The 15,194-nt window shown below is 40.9% G+C and carries 21 protein-coding genes; 1 reads left to right on the forward strand and 20 read right to left on the reverse strand.

The annotated features are described in order from the left end of the window. Positions 1 to 106: 106 nt before the first annotated feature. The 15 genes from dnaI to ACO1D1_RS19140 form a co-directional block, all read right to left on the reverse strand. Positions 107 to 1,033 carry a primosomal protein DnaI gene (gene dnaI / locus ACO1D1_RS19070; protein WP_149871211.1) on the reverse strand — a complete coding sequence of 309 codons (927 nt, stop codon included), beginning with the start codon at positions 1,031 to 1,033 and terminating at the stop codon, positions 107 to 109. 12 nt (positions 1,034 to 1,045) lie between these two features. After that, positions 1,046 to 2,440 carry a replication initiation and membrane attachment family protein gene (locus tag ACO1D1_RS19075; protein WP_423336712.1) on the reverse strand — a complete coding sequence of 465 codons (1,395 nt, stop codon included), beginning with the start codon at positions 2,438 to 2,440 and terminating at the stop codon, positions 1,046 to 1,048. A 108-nt stretch (positions 2,441 to 2,548) separates the two neighbouring features. Beyond that, positions 2,549 to 3,010 (reverse strand): transcriptional regulator NrdR, encoded by a 462-nt coding sequence (nrdR, locus tag ACO1D1_RS19080; RefSeq protein ID WP_149871213.1) that lies wholly within the window; start codon positions 3,008 to 3,010, stop codon positions 2,549 to 2,551. 77 nt (positions 3,011 to 3,087) lie between these two features. Then, on the reverse strand, positions 3,088 to 3,474 hold the full coding sequence (locus ACO1D1_RS19085) for a hypothetical protein (RefSeq protein ID WP_423336713.1): 387 nt from the start codon (positions 3,472 to 3,474) through the stop codon (positions 3,088 to 3,090). Positions 3,475 to 3,672: 198 nt separating this feature from the next. Further along, positions 3,673 to 4,047 carry an adenosylmethionine decarboxylase gene (speD, locus tag ACO1D1_RS19090; protein WP_149872764.1) on the reverse strand — a complete coding sequence of 125 codons (375 nt, stop codon included), beginning with the start codon at positions 4,045 to 4,047 and terminating at the stop codon, positions 3,673 to 3,675. Between the two features lie 276 nt (positions 4,048 to 4,323). Beyond that, on the reverse strand, positions 4,324 to 5,355 hold the full coding sequence (locus tag ACO1D1_RS19095) for a glyceraldehyde-3-phosphate dehydrogenase (RefSeq protein ID WP_149871215.1): 1,032 nt from the start codon (positions 5,353 to 5,355) through the stop codon (positions 4,324 to 4,326). Positions 5,356 to 5,533: 178 nt separating this feature from the next. Continuing rightward, complete coding sequence (gene coaE, locus ACO1D1_RS19100; RefSeq protein WP_423336714.1) at positions 5,534 to 6,139, reverse strand: dephospho-CoA kinase; 606 nt, start codon at positions 6,137 to 6,139, stop codon at positions 5,534 to 5,536. Between the two features lie 21 nt (positions 6,140 to 6,160). Continuing rightward, complete coding sequence (gene ytaF, locus ACO1D1_RS19105; protein ID WP_423336715.1) at positions 6,161 to 6,796, reverse strand: sporulation membrane protein YtaF; 636 nt, start codon at positions 6,794 to 6,796, stop codon at positions 6,161 to 6,163. A gap of 142 nt (positions 6,797 to 6,938) precedes the next feature. Continuing rightward, positions 6,939 to 8,057, reverse strand: a complete 1,119-nt coding sequence (locus tag ACO1D1_RS19110; RefSeq protein ID WP_423336716.1) for a tyrosine-type recombinase/integrase — start codon at positions 8,055 to 8,057, stop codon at positions 6,939 to 6,941. Between the two features lie 89 nt (positions 8,058 to 8,146). Next, a complete protein-coding gene (locus ACO1D1_RS19115) occupies positions 8,147 to 8,326 on the reverse strand; it encodes a helix-turn-helix domain-containing protein (protein ID WP_423336717.1) in 180 nt (59 codons plus the stop codon). A 94-nt stretch (positions 8,327 to 8,420) separates the two neighbouring features. Next, entirely contained in the window at positions 8,421 to 8,762 is a 342-nt protein-coding gene (locus ACO1D1_RS19120) for a YolD-like family protein (protein ID WP_423336718.1), read from the reverse strand. A gap of 210 nt (positions 8,763 to 8,972) precedes the next feature. Further along, positions 8,973 to 11,333, reverse strand: a complete 2,361-nt coding sequence (locus tag ACO1D1_RS19125) for a hypothetical protein (RefSeq protein ID WP_423336719.1) — start codon at positions 11,331 to 11,333, stop codon at positions 8,973 to 8,975. A gap of 1 nt (position 11,334) precedes the next feature. After that, entirely contained in the window at positions 11,335 to 11,976 is a 642-nt protein-coding gene (locus ACO1D1_RS19130) for a M23 family metallopeptidase (protein ID WP_423336720.1), read from the reverse strand. Between the two features lie 2 nt (positions 11,977 to 11,978). Beyond that, a complete protein-coding gene (locus ACO1D1_RS19135; protein ID WP_423336721.1) occupies positions 11,979 to 12,410 on the reverse strand; it encodes a hypothetical protein in 432 nt (143 codons plus the stop codon). Positions 12,411 to 12,515: 105 nt separating this feature from the next. Further along, positions 12,516 to 12,743 (reverse strand): hypothetical protein, encoded by a 228-nt coding sequence (locus ACO1D1_RS19140; protein WP_423336722.1) that lies wholly within the window; start codon positions 12,741 to 12,743, stop codon positions 12,516 to 12,518. 180 nt (positions 12,744 to 12,923) lie between these two features. Between ACO1D1_RS19140 and ACO1D1_RS19145 the strand changes: the two genes are divergently transcribed. Next, positions 12,924 to 13,148 carry a helix-turn-helix domain-containing protein gene (locus tag ACO1D1_RS19145; RefSeq protein WP_423336723.1) on the forward strand — a complete coding sequence of 75 codons (225 nt, stop codon included), beginning with the start codon at positions 12,924 to 12,926 and terminating at the stop codon, positions 13,146 to 13,148. A gap of 38 nt (positions 13,149 to 13,186) precedes the next feature. Here the strand turns inward: ACO1D1_RS19145 and ACO1D1_RS19150 are convergent, their stop codons facing one another. The 5 genes from ACO1D1_RS19150 to ACO1D1_RS19170 form a co-directional block, all read right to left on the reverse strand. Then, positions 13,187 to 13,468: a hypothetical protein gene (locus ACO1D1_RS19150; protein WP_423336724.1), complete on the reverse strand. Its 282-nt coding sequence runs from the start codon at positions 13,466 to 13,468 to the stop codon at positions 13,187 to 13,189. A gap of 99 nt (positions 13,469 to 13,567) precedes the next feature. Further along, positions 13,568 to 14,437: an N-acetylmuramoyl-L-alanine amidase gene (locus tag ACO1D1_RS19155; RefSeq protein WP_423336725.1), complete on the reverse strand. Its 870-nt coding sequence runs from the start codon at positions 14,435 to 14,437 to the stop codon at positions 13,568 to 13,570. Beyond that, the gene (locus ACO1D1_RS19160; protein WP_423336726.1) at positions 14,434 to 14,643 is read right to left on the reverse strand and encodes a holin; all 210 of its coding nucleotides are present in this window, start codon (positions 14,641 to 14,643) and stop codon (positions 14,434 to 14,436) included. Before ACO1D1_RS19160 ends, ACO1D1_RS19155 begins: the two co-directional genes overlap by 4 nt. 103 nt (positions 14,644 to 14,746) lie before the next feature. Beyond that, positions 14,747 to 15,001, reverse strand: a complete 255-nt coding sequence (locus ACO1D1_RS19165) for a hemolysin XhlA family protein (RefSeq protein WP_423336727.1) — start codon at positions 14,999 to 15,001, stop codon at positions 14,747 to 14,749. Next, positions 14,979 to 15,194, reverse strand: a complete 216-nt coding sequence (locus ACO1D1_RS19170; protein ID WP_423336728.1) for a hypothetical protein — start codon at positions 15,192 to 15,194, stop codon at positions 14,979 to 14,981. Before ACO1D1_RS19170 ends, ACO1D1_RS19165 begins: the two co-directional genes overlap by 23 nt.

Below are 15,194 nucleotides of genomic sequence, written 5' to 3' on the forward strand. Positions count from 1 at the left end.
TATATATGGGGGACTTGACCAAAATAGAAGTTAGCTTGACACTGCTTTTTGCATTTAAATAAAAAAAGGACCGCCGTTTTATAACGACAATCCATAATTTATGGTTTTATCTCCGATTTGGGCCATCTACGAGCACTGGTTCACTTAATGAACGGATCCTCTCCATAATCCGCATTGCTTTCATCTTTTCTTCTTCCCCGCGCTGACTGTACGTTAAGTGATGCTCGAGCCCCTTAAAATCAAAATTAGAGGTGAAAAATGTTGGCAGACTTTCAAGCATGCGGAACTGCAAAATCGGCCCTAGCACCTCATCCCTTGTCCAGCTTGACACCGCTTCAGCTCCAATGTCATCTAGCATCAGGATAGGCTCTTTTTTTAACGCTTCAATTTTTTCATTTAAGGTTGAATCGGCAATGGAGCTTTTCATTTCTCTAAGTAATTCTGGAACATAGACAATCATCGAAGAAATTTGTTTTCTAGCCAGTTCATTGGCAATAGCCCCTAATATATAGGATTTGCCAACACCAAATTTGCCATATAAATATAAACCTTTTGCTTTTTTCCCGGCTTCATAATTCATTAAGAAGGTTGCAGCCTTATCACCCGCATCAAGCCTGCCTGTATCCCCTTCAAAGTCCTCAAACGTCGCCTGCAATATATCTCTTGGTACATATAGGCTTTTGATCAGCTTTTCATTTTTCTTCTTCTCATCCGCCATGATTTTTTTGTGGCATTGCTTATAGACAACATCGATAGAATTTCGCGATAAAACCAATTCAGGGTGGTACCCCTTCATAAAGTTTTTACATGTATCAAGACTTTCGCAGCGGCTGCAATCCTTGCATTGGTTTGTGTACTCGTATAGTTTGCTCATGCTTTTTTCAATCATGTCTTGGGTAATTTCATTTTTATGCTCTGTTAAAAATGCTTGGATGCCTGCGTTTTGAAGAACTGCCTGACGCTGTTCCTGGTAGCGCTTCTGAAAATTTTGATTTGAAGCAAGCCGCTGTAATGTTTTATTTATTTTCTCCATACGATTCACCTCCTACTTCCTAAACGCCTTTAATTTTTCTTCGATGGCCCGCTTCTTGGCTTCGTCTTCGGAGTTGTCTTCTTGAGGATAGCCTTTCACCGCGGCAGTTTTAGTACTTTCATCAAACCAATCAGGTATTAGCTCTGTCCGAATTGGCTTTTTGTTCGCTCTCTTTCCAGCTTTTTTACTTTCATTCTGAGCACTTTCATTATTTTTTGCGAGTTCCATTGCTTCCTTCACTGTTTTAACATGCTTTCGTGCCCAGTGGCTGGCAATCGAATCAACAAACGCAAAAGTAAACTTCATATCTGATTTCCTTAATGCAACCTCTATTAAAACATTTACTACTCCAGGTGGAAGATTATACTTAATCATGATTTCTTCCAATGTTTTCAGATTTGCGTTTGAAGGCTCCACACCACCCGTAAATTGTTTAAAAACGGTAAGCGGTGAGTTCGTTTCATAATGGTGGATTAATATTTCTTCCTGTGTTTTCGGTTCGGTTATCTGAGTGTGAAGGGCAGCTGGTTGGGTGCGGGTAATCAGGCTTGGCAGCTGGTCATAATTCTCGAATTGATACCAATCACGAGCACCCTTTCTTAAATCTTCAATATCTATTTCATCATTGGGATTAATGGCACCAAGGATGAAATTTTTCATTTCAATCGGATCTATATTATACAGAAAGGCAAGATTGCTAATCACACTCTTCACCTTAGGTGTAAGTGCCTTTTTAGGGACAAGCGATTCATTTAGACCTGCTTCTAATAAATCAAAATCAAAAAGACGATAATCAATTTGAATAGGATTCGATTCGTTTCGGCCGATGAATTGTGTATGTTCCCCAGCTTCTTCAATATCTTCAGAAACATCCTGAAGGTATTGAAGGCTGCCTGGTGTTGCTGAAGCAAACACATCCTGAAAGGCCCTCGTCACATCCTGGTATACTTTTTCTTCCGGCTTTTGCTGATCCGTAAAGAATCGTTTCAAACGGGCAAAATGCGTTTTGCCAATCTTCCGGTAAAGGTAAATATTTAACATTCCATCTAAAAAGAATTGCTCCGGATTAAGCGGGGGATGCAGCTCATAAATAAAGGACCGTTCCCCGTCCTCTGTTTTGACAAATGTCTTTAATAGACCAATGCCCTCAAGCTTTAATCGGGCTTCATAAATATCCTTTAAATTCATTCCCATTAAATTCATCAAAAAATGGTGGGTGGAGGATTCAGACCAGAGCCGGTTTTCCTCAAGCTCTGTCCAAAGAGTCATATACAAACTAAAACAAGTCGACCCAATCAATGGCTGATATAAAAACGTCAGCACTTTTCGGTCATACTCATGCAAAAGCCCATTGGCCGCTACAATATACCGGTCGATAGGAAGAATTTCCTGCCAATGCTGCGCCATATCATTCCAACCTTTCCCTTGTTAATTAGATAATTGTCCAGCTCCAGCGGCAAGCGGCTCGTGAACTTCCGCTTTTCCAATTAAAAAGAGCCAAAAAATTTAGCTCCTTTAGGATTTTTCTTTTTTTATTAATTCTTTTAATTCCTCTATAAATACATTAATATCTTTAAATTGGCGGTAGACAGAGGCGAATCTCACATATGCGACCTCATCAACATGCGCAAGCCTATCCATAACCATTTCACCAACGGCTTCACTTTTGATTTCGGAAATACCCTGACTGCGAAGATCCTTTTCAACACCATGAGTGATATCTTCTAATTCCTTCAAGGCTACCGGCCTCTTTTCACAAGCCTTAATCAAGCCGCGCAGTATCTTATCACGACTGAACTCTTCCCTCGTTCCTTCTTTTTTTACCACAATTAAGGGAATCTCTTCAATCTTTTCAAAAGTAGTAAACCGATATCCACACTCTTCGCATTCTCGTCTTCTCCGTGTTGCACGTCCTTCATCAACGGGCCGGGAATCAAGCACACGTGTACCATAGTTTTGACATGAAGGGCATTTCATTAGTTAATCAGCTCCAAATCCGACAAAATCCTTACTTTTATCTTATTAAAAAGCGGACCATTGTACAAGTAGAAGTGTTACGAGTTTTTTTTGATTCCAACAAGGTTATGTAGTTGACCAATCCGCCCGTAATAGGACTGGATGCGTTTTTTTAAATCGGGATAAATGCCCAACAATGAAAATTTTTCAGATGAAATATTAAAGTCTACTGCTGTCTCCATTGGTTTTACAGAAACGATGGTGACAATTAGAAAGCACGGTATTGGTTTATTTACTTCCACCGCAATCTCACCATGTTCTTTCGAAACCGTCATTACCTGGCAATCGGCATCTTCATGGAATAGTTTTTCTACTGATTGAAACATTTGATTAAACGTTGCTTTATAATAATGTGTCTTCAAGGAATCATCCATATTATGGTCTGATGTTTCTAGCTGCTTTTTAAATCGTGTAAAAATACCCATAAATATCCTCCAAATGTCTTTTTAGCCGATAGGATAGTATAACTTTCCTATCAGGCATAAGTGCAACTACGCCTCTGTCTTCGCCCTAACGGGCTCGCCAATCGGCGAGTTTTCTTTATCTAGTTTACAACATTTAACCTAAAATATAAAAAGAGGTGTACAATTGGTACACCTCTTGACTATTTGTTTTAATTAAGATTATAGAGCCTTTGCCTGTTTTACATGTACAGGACCCATTCCACGCGGGATTTCAATATTTTCACGTGTTTGAGCATTTAATGCTTCAGCAATATAATCAGCAGCTACATTCGGATTTAAATCACCGCATGTATACACATCGATACTCGCATATCCGTGTTCAGGAAAACTGTGGATGGTAAGGTGTGATTCCGAAATAATAACGACACCGCTGACACCTTGTGGGGCAAATTTATGAAATGCTACCTCACGAATTTCAGCACCTGATTTAAGCGCAGCTTCGACAAAAGTTGTTTCAATAAAATCCAAATCATTTAATTTTTCAAAATCGCAACCCCAAAGCTCAGAGATTACGTGACGGCCCATTGTTTCCATATTCATTTTTCCCCCTTTTAGCTTTTATGATTGTTTCTTGAAATCCTGCTATTGACGGTATCTTAGTAACTACCACGGGGGAAAGTTAGTCCAAAGAGGTCCTAACCCTTTAAGTAATTAATCGCTACCTGATTTCAAGAAGTTCACGATGACTAGTATACTTTGTTTATATTTATTTTGCAACCTACCAAATTAATTTTTATAAAGATAAACATGTAAGAGTGTTCACATAAAAAAACGCTGTCATTTGACAGCATTTTTTTATTTATTTTGTTTTTAGCCAACCTTGACCTTGGAAGCATCGGCAATTTGTTCTGCTACGTAGAGGGCTAGATCAACGACCCTTGAAGAGTACCCCCACTCATTATCGTACCAAGCCAAAACTTTCACCTTTCTTGCCCCCAATACCATTGTTGAAAGACCGTCAATTATCGCTGAATGTTCATTTGTATTAAAATCAACCGATACAAGCGGCTCCATCGTGAAATCAAGAATGCCTTTTAATGAACCGTTTGACGCTTCAATAAATGCATGATTAATATCTTCAACAGTTACATCTTGTTTCAAATCCACAACCAGATCTACGAGTGAAACATTAGGCGTAGGTACACGAAGTGACATCCCATGTAATTTCCCTTTCAGCTGTGGCAACACAAGTGATAATGCTTTTGCCGCACCAGTTGATGTCGGAATAATGGATTGTCCACATGCACGCGCTCTCCGTAAATCCTTATGTGGATTATCGATATTCTTTTGATCGTTTGTATAGGCATGGATTGTTGTCATCAGGCCGCTTTCAATCCCAAACTTCTCGTCCAATACCTTTGCAACGGGTGCAAGGCAGTTCGTTGTACATGAAGCATTTGAAATAACATCATGCATCGTAACATCAAGTTTTTCATCATTCACACCCATTACGATAGTAATATCTTCATTTTTCCCCGGAGCAGTCAAAATCACCTTTTTTGCTCCAGCATCTAAGTGAAGGGCTGCTTGTTCCCTTGCATTAAATTTTCCAGTTGCCTCAATCACAATGTCAATCCCAAGCTCTTTCCATGGAAGCTCTCCAGGATTTCGGCTGCTTAATAGTTTAATTCTTCTTCCATTAACAATTAACTCATCATCTAAAGCAATCACATCACCTTGGAATGGTCCATGGTTTGTGTCATATTTAATTAAATGTGCTAATGTTTCTGCAGGATAGCTCGCATTAATTGCTACAACCTCCAGTTTATTTTCAAGGATTGCTTTTCTGAAAACCATCCTTCCAATTCTCCCAAAACCATTAATTGCAATCTTCGTCATCATTTTACGGCCCCTTCCGCATTAATGTTATACTTTTAACTTGTATTGTTGTAATTAGTATAACACAATTAGGTGAAATTGTGATGAATAAAATGCGGAATTATTTATGTTTTTTACTTTGGTCACTTATTAACCCCCAAAAAAAGAAAGAAGGAGCCGCTGGGGCTCCTTCTCTTTACCATTATTCGATATTAATTTTCCAATTTATCAGTACTTCCATGAGCTGTTTTTTTGTTTCGCTAATAGACCCATTGTTATTAATCACCGCATCTGCGAGTGCTACTTTTTCAGACAGCGGCATTTGCGAACGGATTCTCGCTTCAGCTTCATCCCGCGTAAAATGATTTCTTGCCATTAATCTTTGCAATTGTATTTCATTGTCCACATATACAAGAATGGTTTTATCCGCCAGATATGTTAGTTTACTTTCAAATAACAAAGGGATATCTAAAACTACTACTTTTTCATGGTTTTTTTTTGCCTTTTCAACTTGTTCCATCATTCTTTTTCTAACTTCCGGGTGGGTCATTTCATTTAAAAGCTGTCTCTTCTCTGCATGATGGAAAATAATTGAACCAAGTTTAGAGCGATCAATTTTGCTATCTTCCTTTAAAATTTCATGGCCAAATGCAGCGATGATTTTGTAGTATGCAGGTTCCCCTTTTTCCACCGCCAGGCGTGCTTCAACATCGGCATCGATTACTGTTATATCCATTTCTTTTAACATGTTTGATACGGTACTTTTTCCACTGGCGATACCGCCTGTTAACCCGATAACTAGTGTCATGCTCGTTTCCTTTCTATTCCACTATAGCTTCCATATTCCAATAATAATTAAAAGAATCCCTGGTAAAAACGAAAACTTTTGGACCCATTCAAATTTACGAAAGAAGGTTCCACTTTTAATCCCTAAAAGCACAAATAATGAGCTCATAATCGCTACAGTAATGGCTAAATAAAACGGGGAGAACCCAAGCATGGCCGCTCCAATTCCTGCACCAAATGAATCTAAGGACAAGGCAAAGCCAAGCATAAACGCTTCAATCCCCGTAATCGTTCCAGATTTGTCAAAATCAGCGGACATCGGCTTTTTCAGAATATTAATGGCTATGCCTAGGGAGCGGATTTCAAAATTAATGATGGTCTTTTCATGTTTTAAAACTTCTTTTTCTTTTTCCGGCCGAAAAAATTGGTACAATACCCAGGCACCGAGGGCGATTAGAATGATTCCCCCAAGCTTTGCGGTAATGCCCGGTGACAGCACCTTTTCAAGTCCATGTCCGATTGACAGGGCAATCATTAATGAGACGGCCGAGCACGTTGCTATTATGAGTATTGACTTAATCGGCATGACCATTTGCCGCAGCCCATAGGTAAACCCGACGCTAAAGCTGTCAAGACTGAGAGCAAAAGCTAATATGAGAAGTGAGAACAACTGAACCATTAGTCTTTGACTCCTTCCTTCCAATCACTACGATAGTATATGGAAGGAGCCCATCCATTGTTACTTATATACAAGCCTTTATTAATCAATGGTTCAGGATCAGCCGCATTGCCTTAGTCACATTTTAGTCACGTTTCATGTTTTAGTCACCAAATAACTGATCTAATTTATCTGCAGCTACTTGTTGCATTTCCGGTAATACGTGACTATATGTGTCTAAAGTTGTTTTTGATTTTTTGTGACCAAGACGTTGTTGCACGATTTTAAAATTTACATCATCTGCAATAAGAGTGGTAGCATGTGTATGTCTTAGATCATGAAATCGAAGCTGTGGTAAATCAAACTTTTCGCAAATACTTTTCAACAATCGATTTGCATTACAACTATAAACAGCTTTCCCTCTTAGAGTGCATATGACTAAATTATTCTCATTGATACACTTGTGTTTCTTTAATTCCTCTTCTTGTTTCAATTTATGTTCCTTTAAATGTTTAACTAATATTTCAGGGATTGTAATTAGCCTCTTACTTGATGATGTTTTTGTTCTGAATTGAATTTTATTTTTTTCATCTAAAATTTTATCAATCTGTATTGTTTTCTTTTCTAAGTCCACGTTATCCCACGTTAATGCTAATACTTCCCCCTTACGCATGCCAGTCATTAGAGCAAGAAGGATTGTAGTGTAATGTTTTGCATACTTAACATACTGAGTATCAGCAATATCTAAAAAGGTATTGATTTGTTCCTTATTCCAAACATTAAATTCATACTCCTTTTCTTTAGAAAGTTCAATCCCTTTCATTGGAGTATCTTTAATTATTTTTAATTCTACCGCCTTACTCAAAGCTCCACTTAATATCCTTCTGCTTATCTCACAGGTGTTACGCGAAAACCGCTTTTCTTCTATTAAATAGTTGAAAAACTTTTGCATAAGAAATGGATTTAAATTTTGCATTTTCATGTTTTGGAAATAAGGTTTAATGTGGGATTTAACTTCTCGCCTGTACCTTAGCATTGTAGAATCTTCAACGCTTCGTTTTTTCATTTCAAGATACTCATCGATAAAGTCGTTCAGATATGTGGAAGAAGGTTGAATATACTCATCATTAACTAACTCGGATTTAACATGATCCATTTCTGCTTGTGCTTCACGCTTCGTCCTAAATCCAGTTCGTTTGATTTGTCTTCTTCTTCCATCTGGGTGATAACCTGCACTGAGTACAAAATAGTAACCATATTTGTCTTGTTTAATTGCTGCCATTATAGCCACCTCTATAGATTAAAGTTTGAGTGACTATAAGTGTGACTATAAAATAGTTTACCACACCTATAGAAAAAGGAGTACAAGATTCAACGAACCTTATACTCCTTGCCTTTTAACCATTCGTTAAATATATCTTTATGGACTAACTTCTTCTTACCTATTGTCTTAATAGGAAATTGTTTACTATAAAGTAAACCGTAAGCCTTATCTCTGCCTACGCCAGTTAATCGCATGATATCTTTAACATCAAGCATGACTTTTTCCATTTCCACTCACCTCAGTAATAAATACGCAAATTAGCGTATGTCCTATTACCTTATAATAAGTACGAAACAGGAAATTCGCGCAGCAATCCGTAAATTAATCCTCGATCACCTCAACGCCAACTAACTCGCCAGCCCTCACGATATCAAACGTGCCGTCCGCTAACTCAACCCGCAGCTCTCTCGTTATCTCATCGCGCCGATGTACGCGCCCTTCTATTTCGAGCTCGAAACCTTCTTCCCATATGCGAAATTTAACCGGCAGGGCGTATTCCATTGCGTAGCATACTTTCCGGTCGAATTCATCGATTTGATATTCGTCTAACAACGGCATAGCTATCCGTTCGTCCTCTCGATACATTGCGCGAGTCATCGCTAAGCCCTCTGGCATGAATGAGGCAGGCGCCCATTTCAGTATTCCGCGATCCTTAAGTTCCATTATATATCACGCTCCTAACGATATTATAACCGAACGTTAGTTCGTTAATCAAGTGAAAGAAAACCCGCAATTAATATGCGGGCAAGTCAATCGTCTCCATCTCCGTGACGTCTTCGTCGTTTGCGCAATTAACACAGTAAGGCATTATGTCCGCTGGAAAACGAGCAAATGTCGCAAACTTTGAGCCGCAGAATTCACACCAATATATCGTTAACATTTCGATGCCTCCTTCACTGGCGCCGGTAATTTCGTTATAAATCGTCCATATCCCGTTTTATTCTTAATTAAGTTTAACGAATGATACTTCGGTAAATTAATAAGCGAATCCAATTCGAAGGGACGCAGATTTTCGGCCAGATCACGAAAATTATCTCGGTCGCAACCGCTAAGCAACATATATGACGCATTGGCTCCGCTAAGCTCCTTCTTCAGATGGCGAAGTTGATCGAGATAATGGCAACTTATGATCGGCTTTAATCGGAACTTAGAAAGACGGTTCAGCTTCGTACTCAAGAACGCCTCCGTATTCTGCACCTGGTATAATTCATCGATTATAAGGTGGCAAGTTTTACGCTTATCTTTCGGAATCAAACTGGCGCGAATCTGAAGCGCAAGCCATACTTTCGAAATCCAGTACGTCGTGTAAATGTCGCGCTCGCTATCCGTATTAAACATATCTTCTGGCATTTTGATGCAGATAAGCTGGTTCTTTTCGATTTCCGTTACCAGGTCGATATTGTCCGCCGTCGACTTCTGCAGCATCAGCTCCATATACGGATTATGCTTCAGTTTGCTCAGACGGTCGATAATGCCGACAATCCTATCGAGCTTTGTTCCACGCAATTTGCCGTCCTTATCGTAGTCGTCGAGCTCCGTCAAACTCTCGAGGCACTCCGATAGATATTCGTGATGGGCAGGCGAAACTAATCGGATACATTGACCGCGCCTATTATGGCTCGTTAGCACATCGAAAACGTCCTTAATGCTTCCGCCTTGGATAAATACGACGTTGGCCGCGCTCTCTAAATAACGTTCCATCTTCGGAGCCAACCGCTTATCATCCGTATTGACAGCGTTAATTAAATCCATCAATTGCGTAGTCTGCATTTTTGCGTTCGTATATTGCGTCCAGGGATCGTCGCTTATCCGCACCTCATTATAGCCGAGCCCTTGCGCTTTCTTAATGTCGTCGCATTCGATATTCAAGACTTTTTCCGGTGGAAATAACGAAGCCACTTGCGAGCTCATTTCGCAATTCTCGATAAAATCAAACATAATAACACAGTCTCCAACGTCTATTGCATTTTTTGTAAAATTTCCGAACAGAGTCGTTTTACCTGCTCGTTGGGGTCCTACAACCATTAATGCTAGATTCTTAAATTCTTTGTCTGTTGTTAAATAAGCAGGCTGTTTATGACCTCGATAAGTCACTTCACCCAGGTATATATCCCCTTTCTGCAAGTCCTCCGGCACTTCCGTTTCTTGCGTTTCAACCTTTTCGATAAAGTTATAACGCTCGAGAATATCACGGCCGGCCATTGCGATAAAGTTTTGCGCCTCTTCGTCGCCGAGTTTATTTACTTCCGATCCCGCTATCGAATAGTCCGTAAACTTGAAGGACTTACGTAATGGCTTCGGTGCCAGTCGATTATCTTCCGTTATTGTTTCGAATGCTTGCGTTAGGCTCCGTGCGTTATTCCTCTGTCTTAACTTATCGGATGATTCGCTCATGACTACGATTTGTGTATCGAGGATGGTTGCCGACGCCTTTTTAATCGTCGCTTTACTAGGCTTTCGTGCCATTCCATTTAACGCCTCTAGCAGACCCTCTAGACCGTTTAGTCCTTCTCCCTTACGCTTACCATTCCCGCCTCCTAACACGTCTCCTAAGTCGTCAAATAGCGCTGAAATTACGCCTACAATCGTCTTAAATGCGTAACCTACCCCCACCTTATTACGGTCGATTGGAAGACCTCGTTTGACCTTGCGAATCGTATTTTCGTAGGTGCTCCGCCAGGTAAACTGCGTCGTAGGTTTAAAGTTGTAGAACACGCCGACTTTATCGCCTTCTTCCATTACGTCAACGACGTTTAGTTTGGAACGGAGCAGGTCGTCATTACGCCGATCGGTGGCGATGCTTAGCGCATCCTCTTTCGTATAAGCAAGCGAATATTTAGTAGCTGATTCTGAAAAGGACGGCAATGTTGCGACCTCCTTAACGGTGATATTCGTCCATGAGTCCGAAATCTTTTCCTTGATTAACGTTAAATAGTTGCGAGGAATGACGAAGTAAAACTCGACCTTTTTCTTTTCGATATAGACGTAATACGAAACCTTTGCGCTAGTCTCGACGGTGAATTTAGTCCCGAATAGAAACTCACGCCCCAACACCTTAATAACTTTAGCGTTTTCTTTACGGATATTTTGTGTGACGTTGCGATAAAGAGATGCGATGGATTTGGCGATTTTATGAGTGGATTGATTGCGAATAGAATTGTTAGGAGTCAGGCGAAGGCAAGCGTAGGACGGTTTGACGACGTTGATATAATCGGAAATTCTGAGTTTCTTCATATTATATACCTCCGAATAAAAATTTCAGCAGAATGTTAACGAAAATCAGTACGCCCGCCCATCGGCCACCATCGCGCCAACCAGCGACTTTTAAAAGGATTAGCACGCCTGCGCCAATTAGCGTCGTTCCGAGCAACAAATCTTTTAATGCGTCAAATACTCCGAACAATATTTCGGTAGTGGCGTCCGCTGCCTTTTCGCGCAATGTTTCCGTGCCCCACGAAACTAAGTGCCCCAACGGACCGAGCGTTACATCATTTCCGCTAATACTGGCGAGTTTGTCGGCGTGTGCTGTCGGGTCGATTACGTGGCCACTTGCGTCCTTCATTCCGAAATGAAGATGTGGTCCCGTCGAATTGCCGGTATTACCGCTAAGCCCTATTATTTCGCCAGCGTTTATATGCTCGCCAATACGCGCTTTCACTTCGTTCATATGGCCGTAAATAGTCCGAGTGCCATCGGGCATTTTTACGGATAGACCCTTGCCTATTGCGCCCGATCCGTCAAATACTTTATCAACTACACCGTCGGCAATGGATCGAAGAGTCGTTCCTTCCGGCATGGCGAGGTCTATTCCGGAATGTGGCTGGAAGTCGCGAACTGGTGAGAGTTCTCCGAATTTTCCCGTTAAGCGAAACTTCATCGTTACCACCCCCTTGTAGATGTCGAAGGCGTAGCGTTATTAAAAATACTGTCTACCTTATCTAAACCGTATGGCAGCGCAAGTAAAAATAAATAAGTTAAAAGGTAAGAGAAAAACGACTTTTTCGCCGAATCAAAATCTCCGCTCCCTACGGATTTAATTACTTCAACGCCTCCTTTAAAAGCGATAAACCATTTACCAATTCCGACTAACTCTCTATAAAGCTTCGTAGCCTCAACGTCGATAAAACCGGCAGCAAACGTGTGACTACCTATACCGCTCGCCAAAATAATAAAGGTAATTCCTGCGACCTTATATATCATTCCGTATTTCTTAAAATGACGCTCAACTTTTGAGCTAAATGACTCAGGTTCACGGTGAACCCGACCATCACTCAAAAACTCGCTAATTGATCCGACCGTCTGTACTTTCATTCGGACATCCCTCCGTAAAAATAAAGTTAATGTAATACCGTGTGTACGTGCATTATTTCGTAAATCACGGCATAAGCTGACGTAAAGGCGCGTCGGCTACCTAGCCTACTTCTGCCCTAAAATAAATCCGTTTAAAGCGTTTGCTCCGCCGTGTATTACATTCGGTGGGGCAGGCGCTTTTTTTGTTGGCACGACGCGAATTTGACGCTCCATGTCACGCTGAATCAAGCGCTTAATATATTTCGAAAATGCTCCGTTAGATGTGGCGTATTTATAGAGCTGGCTTTCGAATGGGTCCGACAGGCTGAACGACACCGGCTGTACTTTGCGCATATACCATCGCCTCCAATACGTGTATAACATCGGTAATACTTTCGGGTGTTTTCCGTTGGTATTACGTTTGTTATACACTATATGGGCGACTGGATGTCCGTGATACCACAAATTTTGCATTCGTATAAAAAAAGTTATTTTTGGACATGATGGTGTTAAAAACGTTGAGGTGACGCCATTATGTTCGGATTAGGAAAACCGCGCAGTAAATTCGGAAAGTGGGTAGATAGAAATGATATTTCTCAGAAGGAAATTGCGAAAAAGGCGCGAGTAAGCGAGATGACATTAACGAGGATGTGTAGCGATAAGGACCACTGCCCTAGGATCTCGACGTGGGTAAAAATTCAGCGTGCGCTTAAGTCGATGGGATACGATGTAGATCGCGATAAGTTTTTCGATGTATAAAACGAAGAAAAAGCCCCGCTATAAAAGCGAGGCATTTTTTATGAACGTAACATTTCTTCCCTGCGTTTTTTTGCGCTATATTCATAATCTCCTGATTTACTATCGAGAAATTGTGAAACTGTTACCGCTAATAAACCCATAGGAATGGTGACCGCAAGTACGAAGAAAGCGTAAAGCCAGCGATAAGGATTAGGCGCCTCTTCCGCGATATAATCTATCGCGCTGATGTCGATTACTTTTAATGAAGAAATAAGATATATAGCGATAATAATTCCCGTAACGATAGCGAAGTATCCGGACCATTTTAATATATTTGACATGCGTAACCCCTCCGATTTCTAATTATTCCTAATTTTACCTCATGTTCCATCGTATGTAAAGGACGGGCGTTTTATGCGTCACCCGTCGTTATTTTTTCGTTATTCAACAATAGCGCCGTCTTTATCCGTCATAATTAACGTACCGTTATCACGAATCTTGTACGGCTTACCTTTAACCGTAATTTCGCCAGTCGCCATTTTGCCGTCAGATAGCATGTAATACCATTTGTCTTTCCAGCGTACCCATTTATCGCTAATCATGGCGCCATCATCGCCGAGGAAATACCATAACTTTTTACTATCTTGCGCCCAATCATTTTTAACGCGGGCACCGTTTTTATAGAAGTACCAAACGCCAGACTCTAGTGCCCAACCGTTCTTAGCCGTCTGAGTAACCATTTTCTTTTTAAGTTTCGCGTATTCGGCAACCCCTTCAGCCACTGCGTATCCAGCAGCAATTAGAACGGCAGGATCACGTAATTTTTTAATGTCGATAACGGAATCCATGAATCCACCTTCTAATAATACCGCCGGCATTTTCGATTCACGTACGATATGCAAATTCTCACGTTTAATTCCCCGGTCTTTTAATCCGTACGCATTTACGAATTTCGGATGAATTGACGCAGCCAATCGCAACGAATTTGCGCTCGGACTCGTATATACAAACGTTTCAATTCCGCCCCAATCTCCCCACTTACTTGTATTTGCGTTGTGATGAAAGGAAATATAAATGTCGGCGCCCCATGAATTAGCTTTATTAGTCCGGGCGCTTAGACCAACGTCTGTTTTGCCGGATCTATCATCCGTGCGTAATAACGCTACTCCTTCGTACTGATTTATCGCATCTTCGAACGCGAGAGCCAAGGTATTATTAAATGTCCACTCATATTCGCCATCAGGCGTCCGCTTTCCTGGCGTTGAGTTGCCTCCCCCATGACCTGCGCAAAACGCTATTTTGAACGTCATTTCTTATCATCTCCGAATCCTTTATTATCCGTGTTCGGGTTCGAAACAATACCGGCCAAAACTAAAATACCGAGAAGCCCAACGACTAGCTTGTCGTAGTTTCCCGGTAAAACAAAGTCAATCTTATAAAATCCTAGCGCATCAGACACAATCGGAAGATATGCAAGCATCGCTGCCCACAATCCGTAATTCTTAAACCGTTTCATAATTCGTCATATCCTTTCCGTTTATATTTGTGGTACAATCAACATTAAGGTCGGCTCCGCAACTTTGATCGTAACCAGCGAAATGGTGCGGATGCCGACTGGCTTAACTGAAAACCGCAATGCCCACAGTTACAAGTAAACCTAACACCGCAATAATCGTTCCCCAAACCCATTTTGTGTTCGCCTTCATATCCCGAATATCTTCACGATTTTCCACCGACAACTGCTTCGCTTCATCTGCCGTTGTTTTTGCTTCGTCTGCAACACGTTTCACTTCGCTCATGTAGTCCATTTTCGTATCTATCCGCACAAGCCATTCGCGAAGTTCTGCGATATCACGCGATATTGGTTCCGCCATAATATACGCCCTCCTTTAGAATAAGCTGCCGCGCTTCCAAATCCACTTTATACTGCGAAACATCTTCCACTACGCCTTCGTCCATCGTAAAGAAAAAATAATCATATTGACGAGAAGGTATAATATTAACACCCGATAAGGCATCAGTAATATTCCCTTGCTCATCTACATCGCAAAATAATAGATATCCCAT

Origin of the sequence: Neobacillus sp. 19 (genome assembly GCF_049463095.1) — a bacterium.
Lineage (GTDB): Bacteria > Bacillota > Bacilli > Bacillales > Cytobacillaceae > Neobacillus.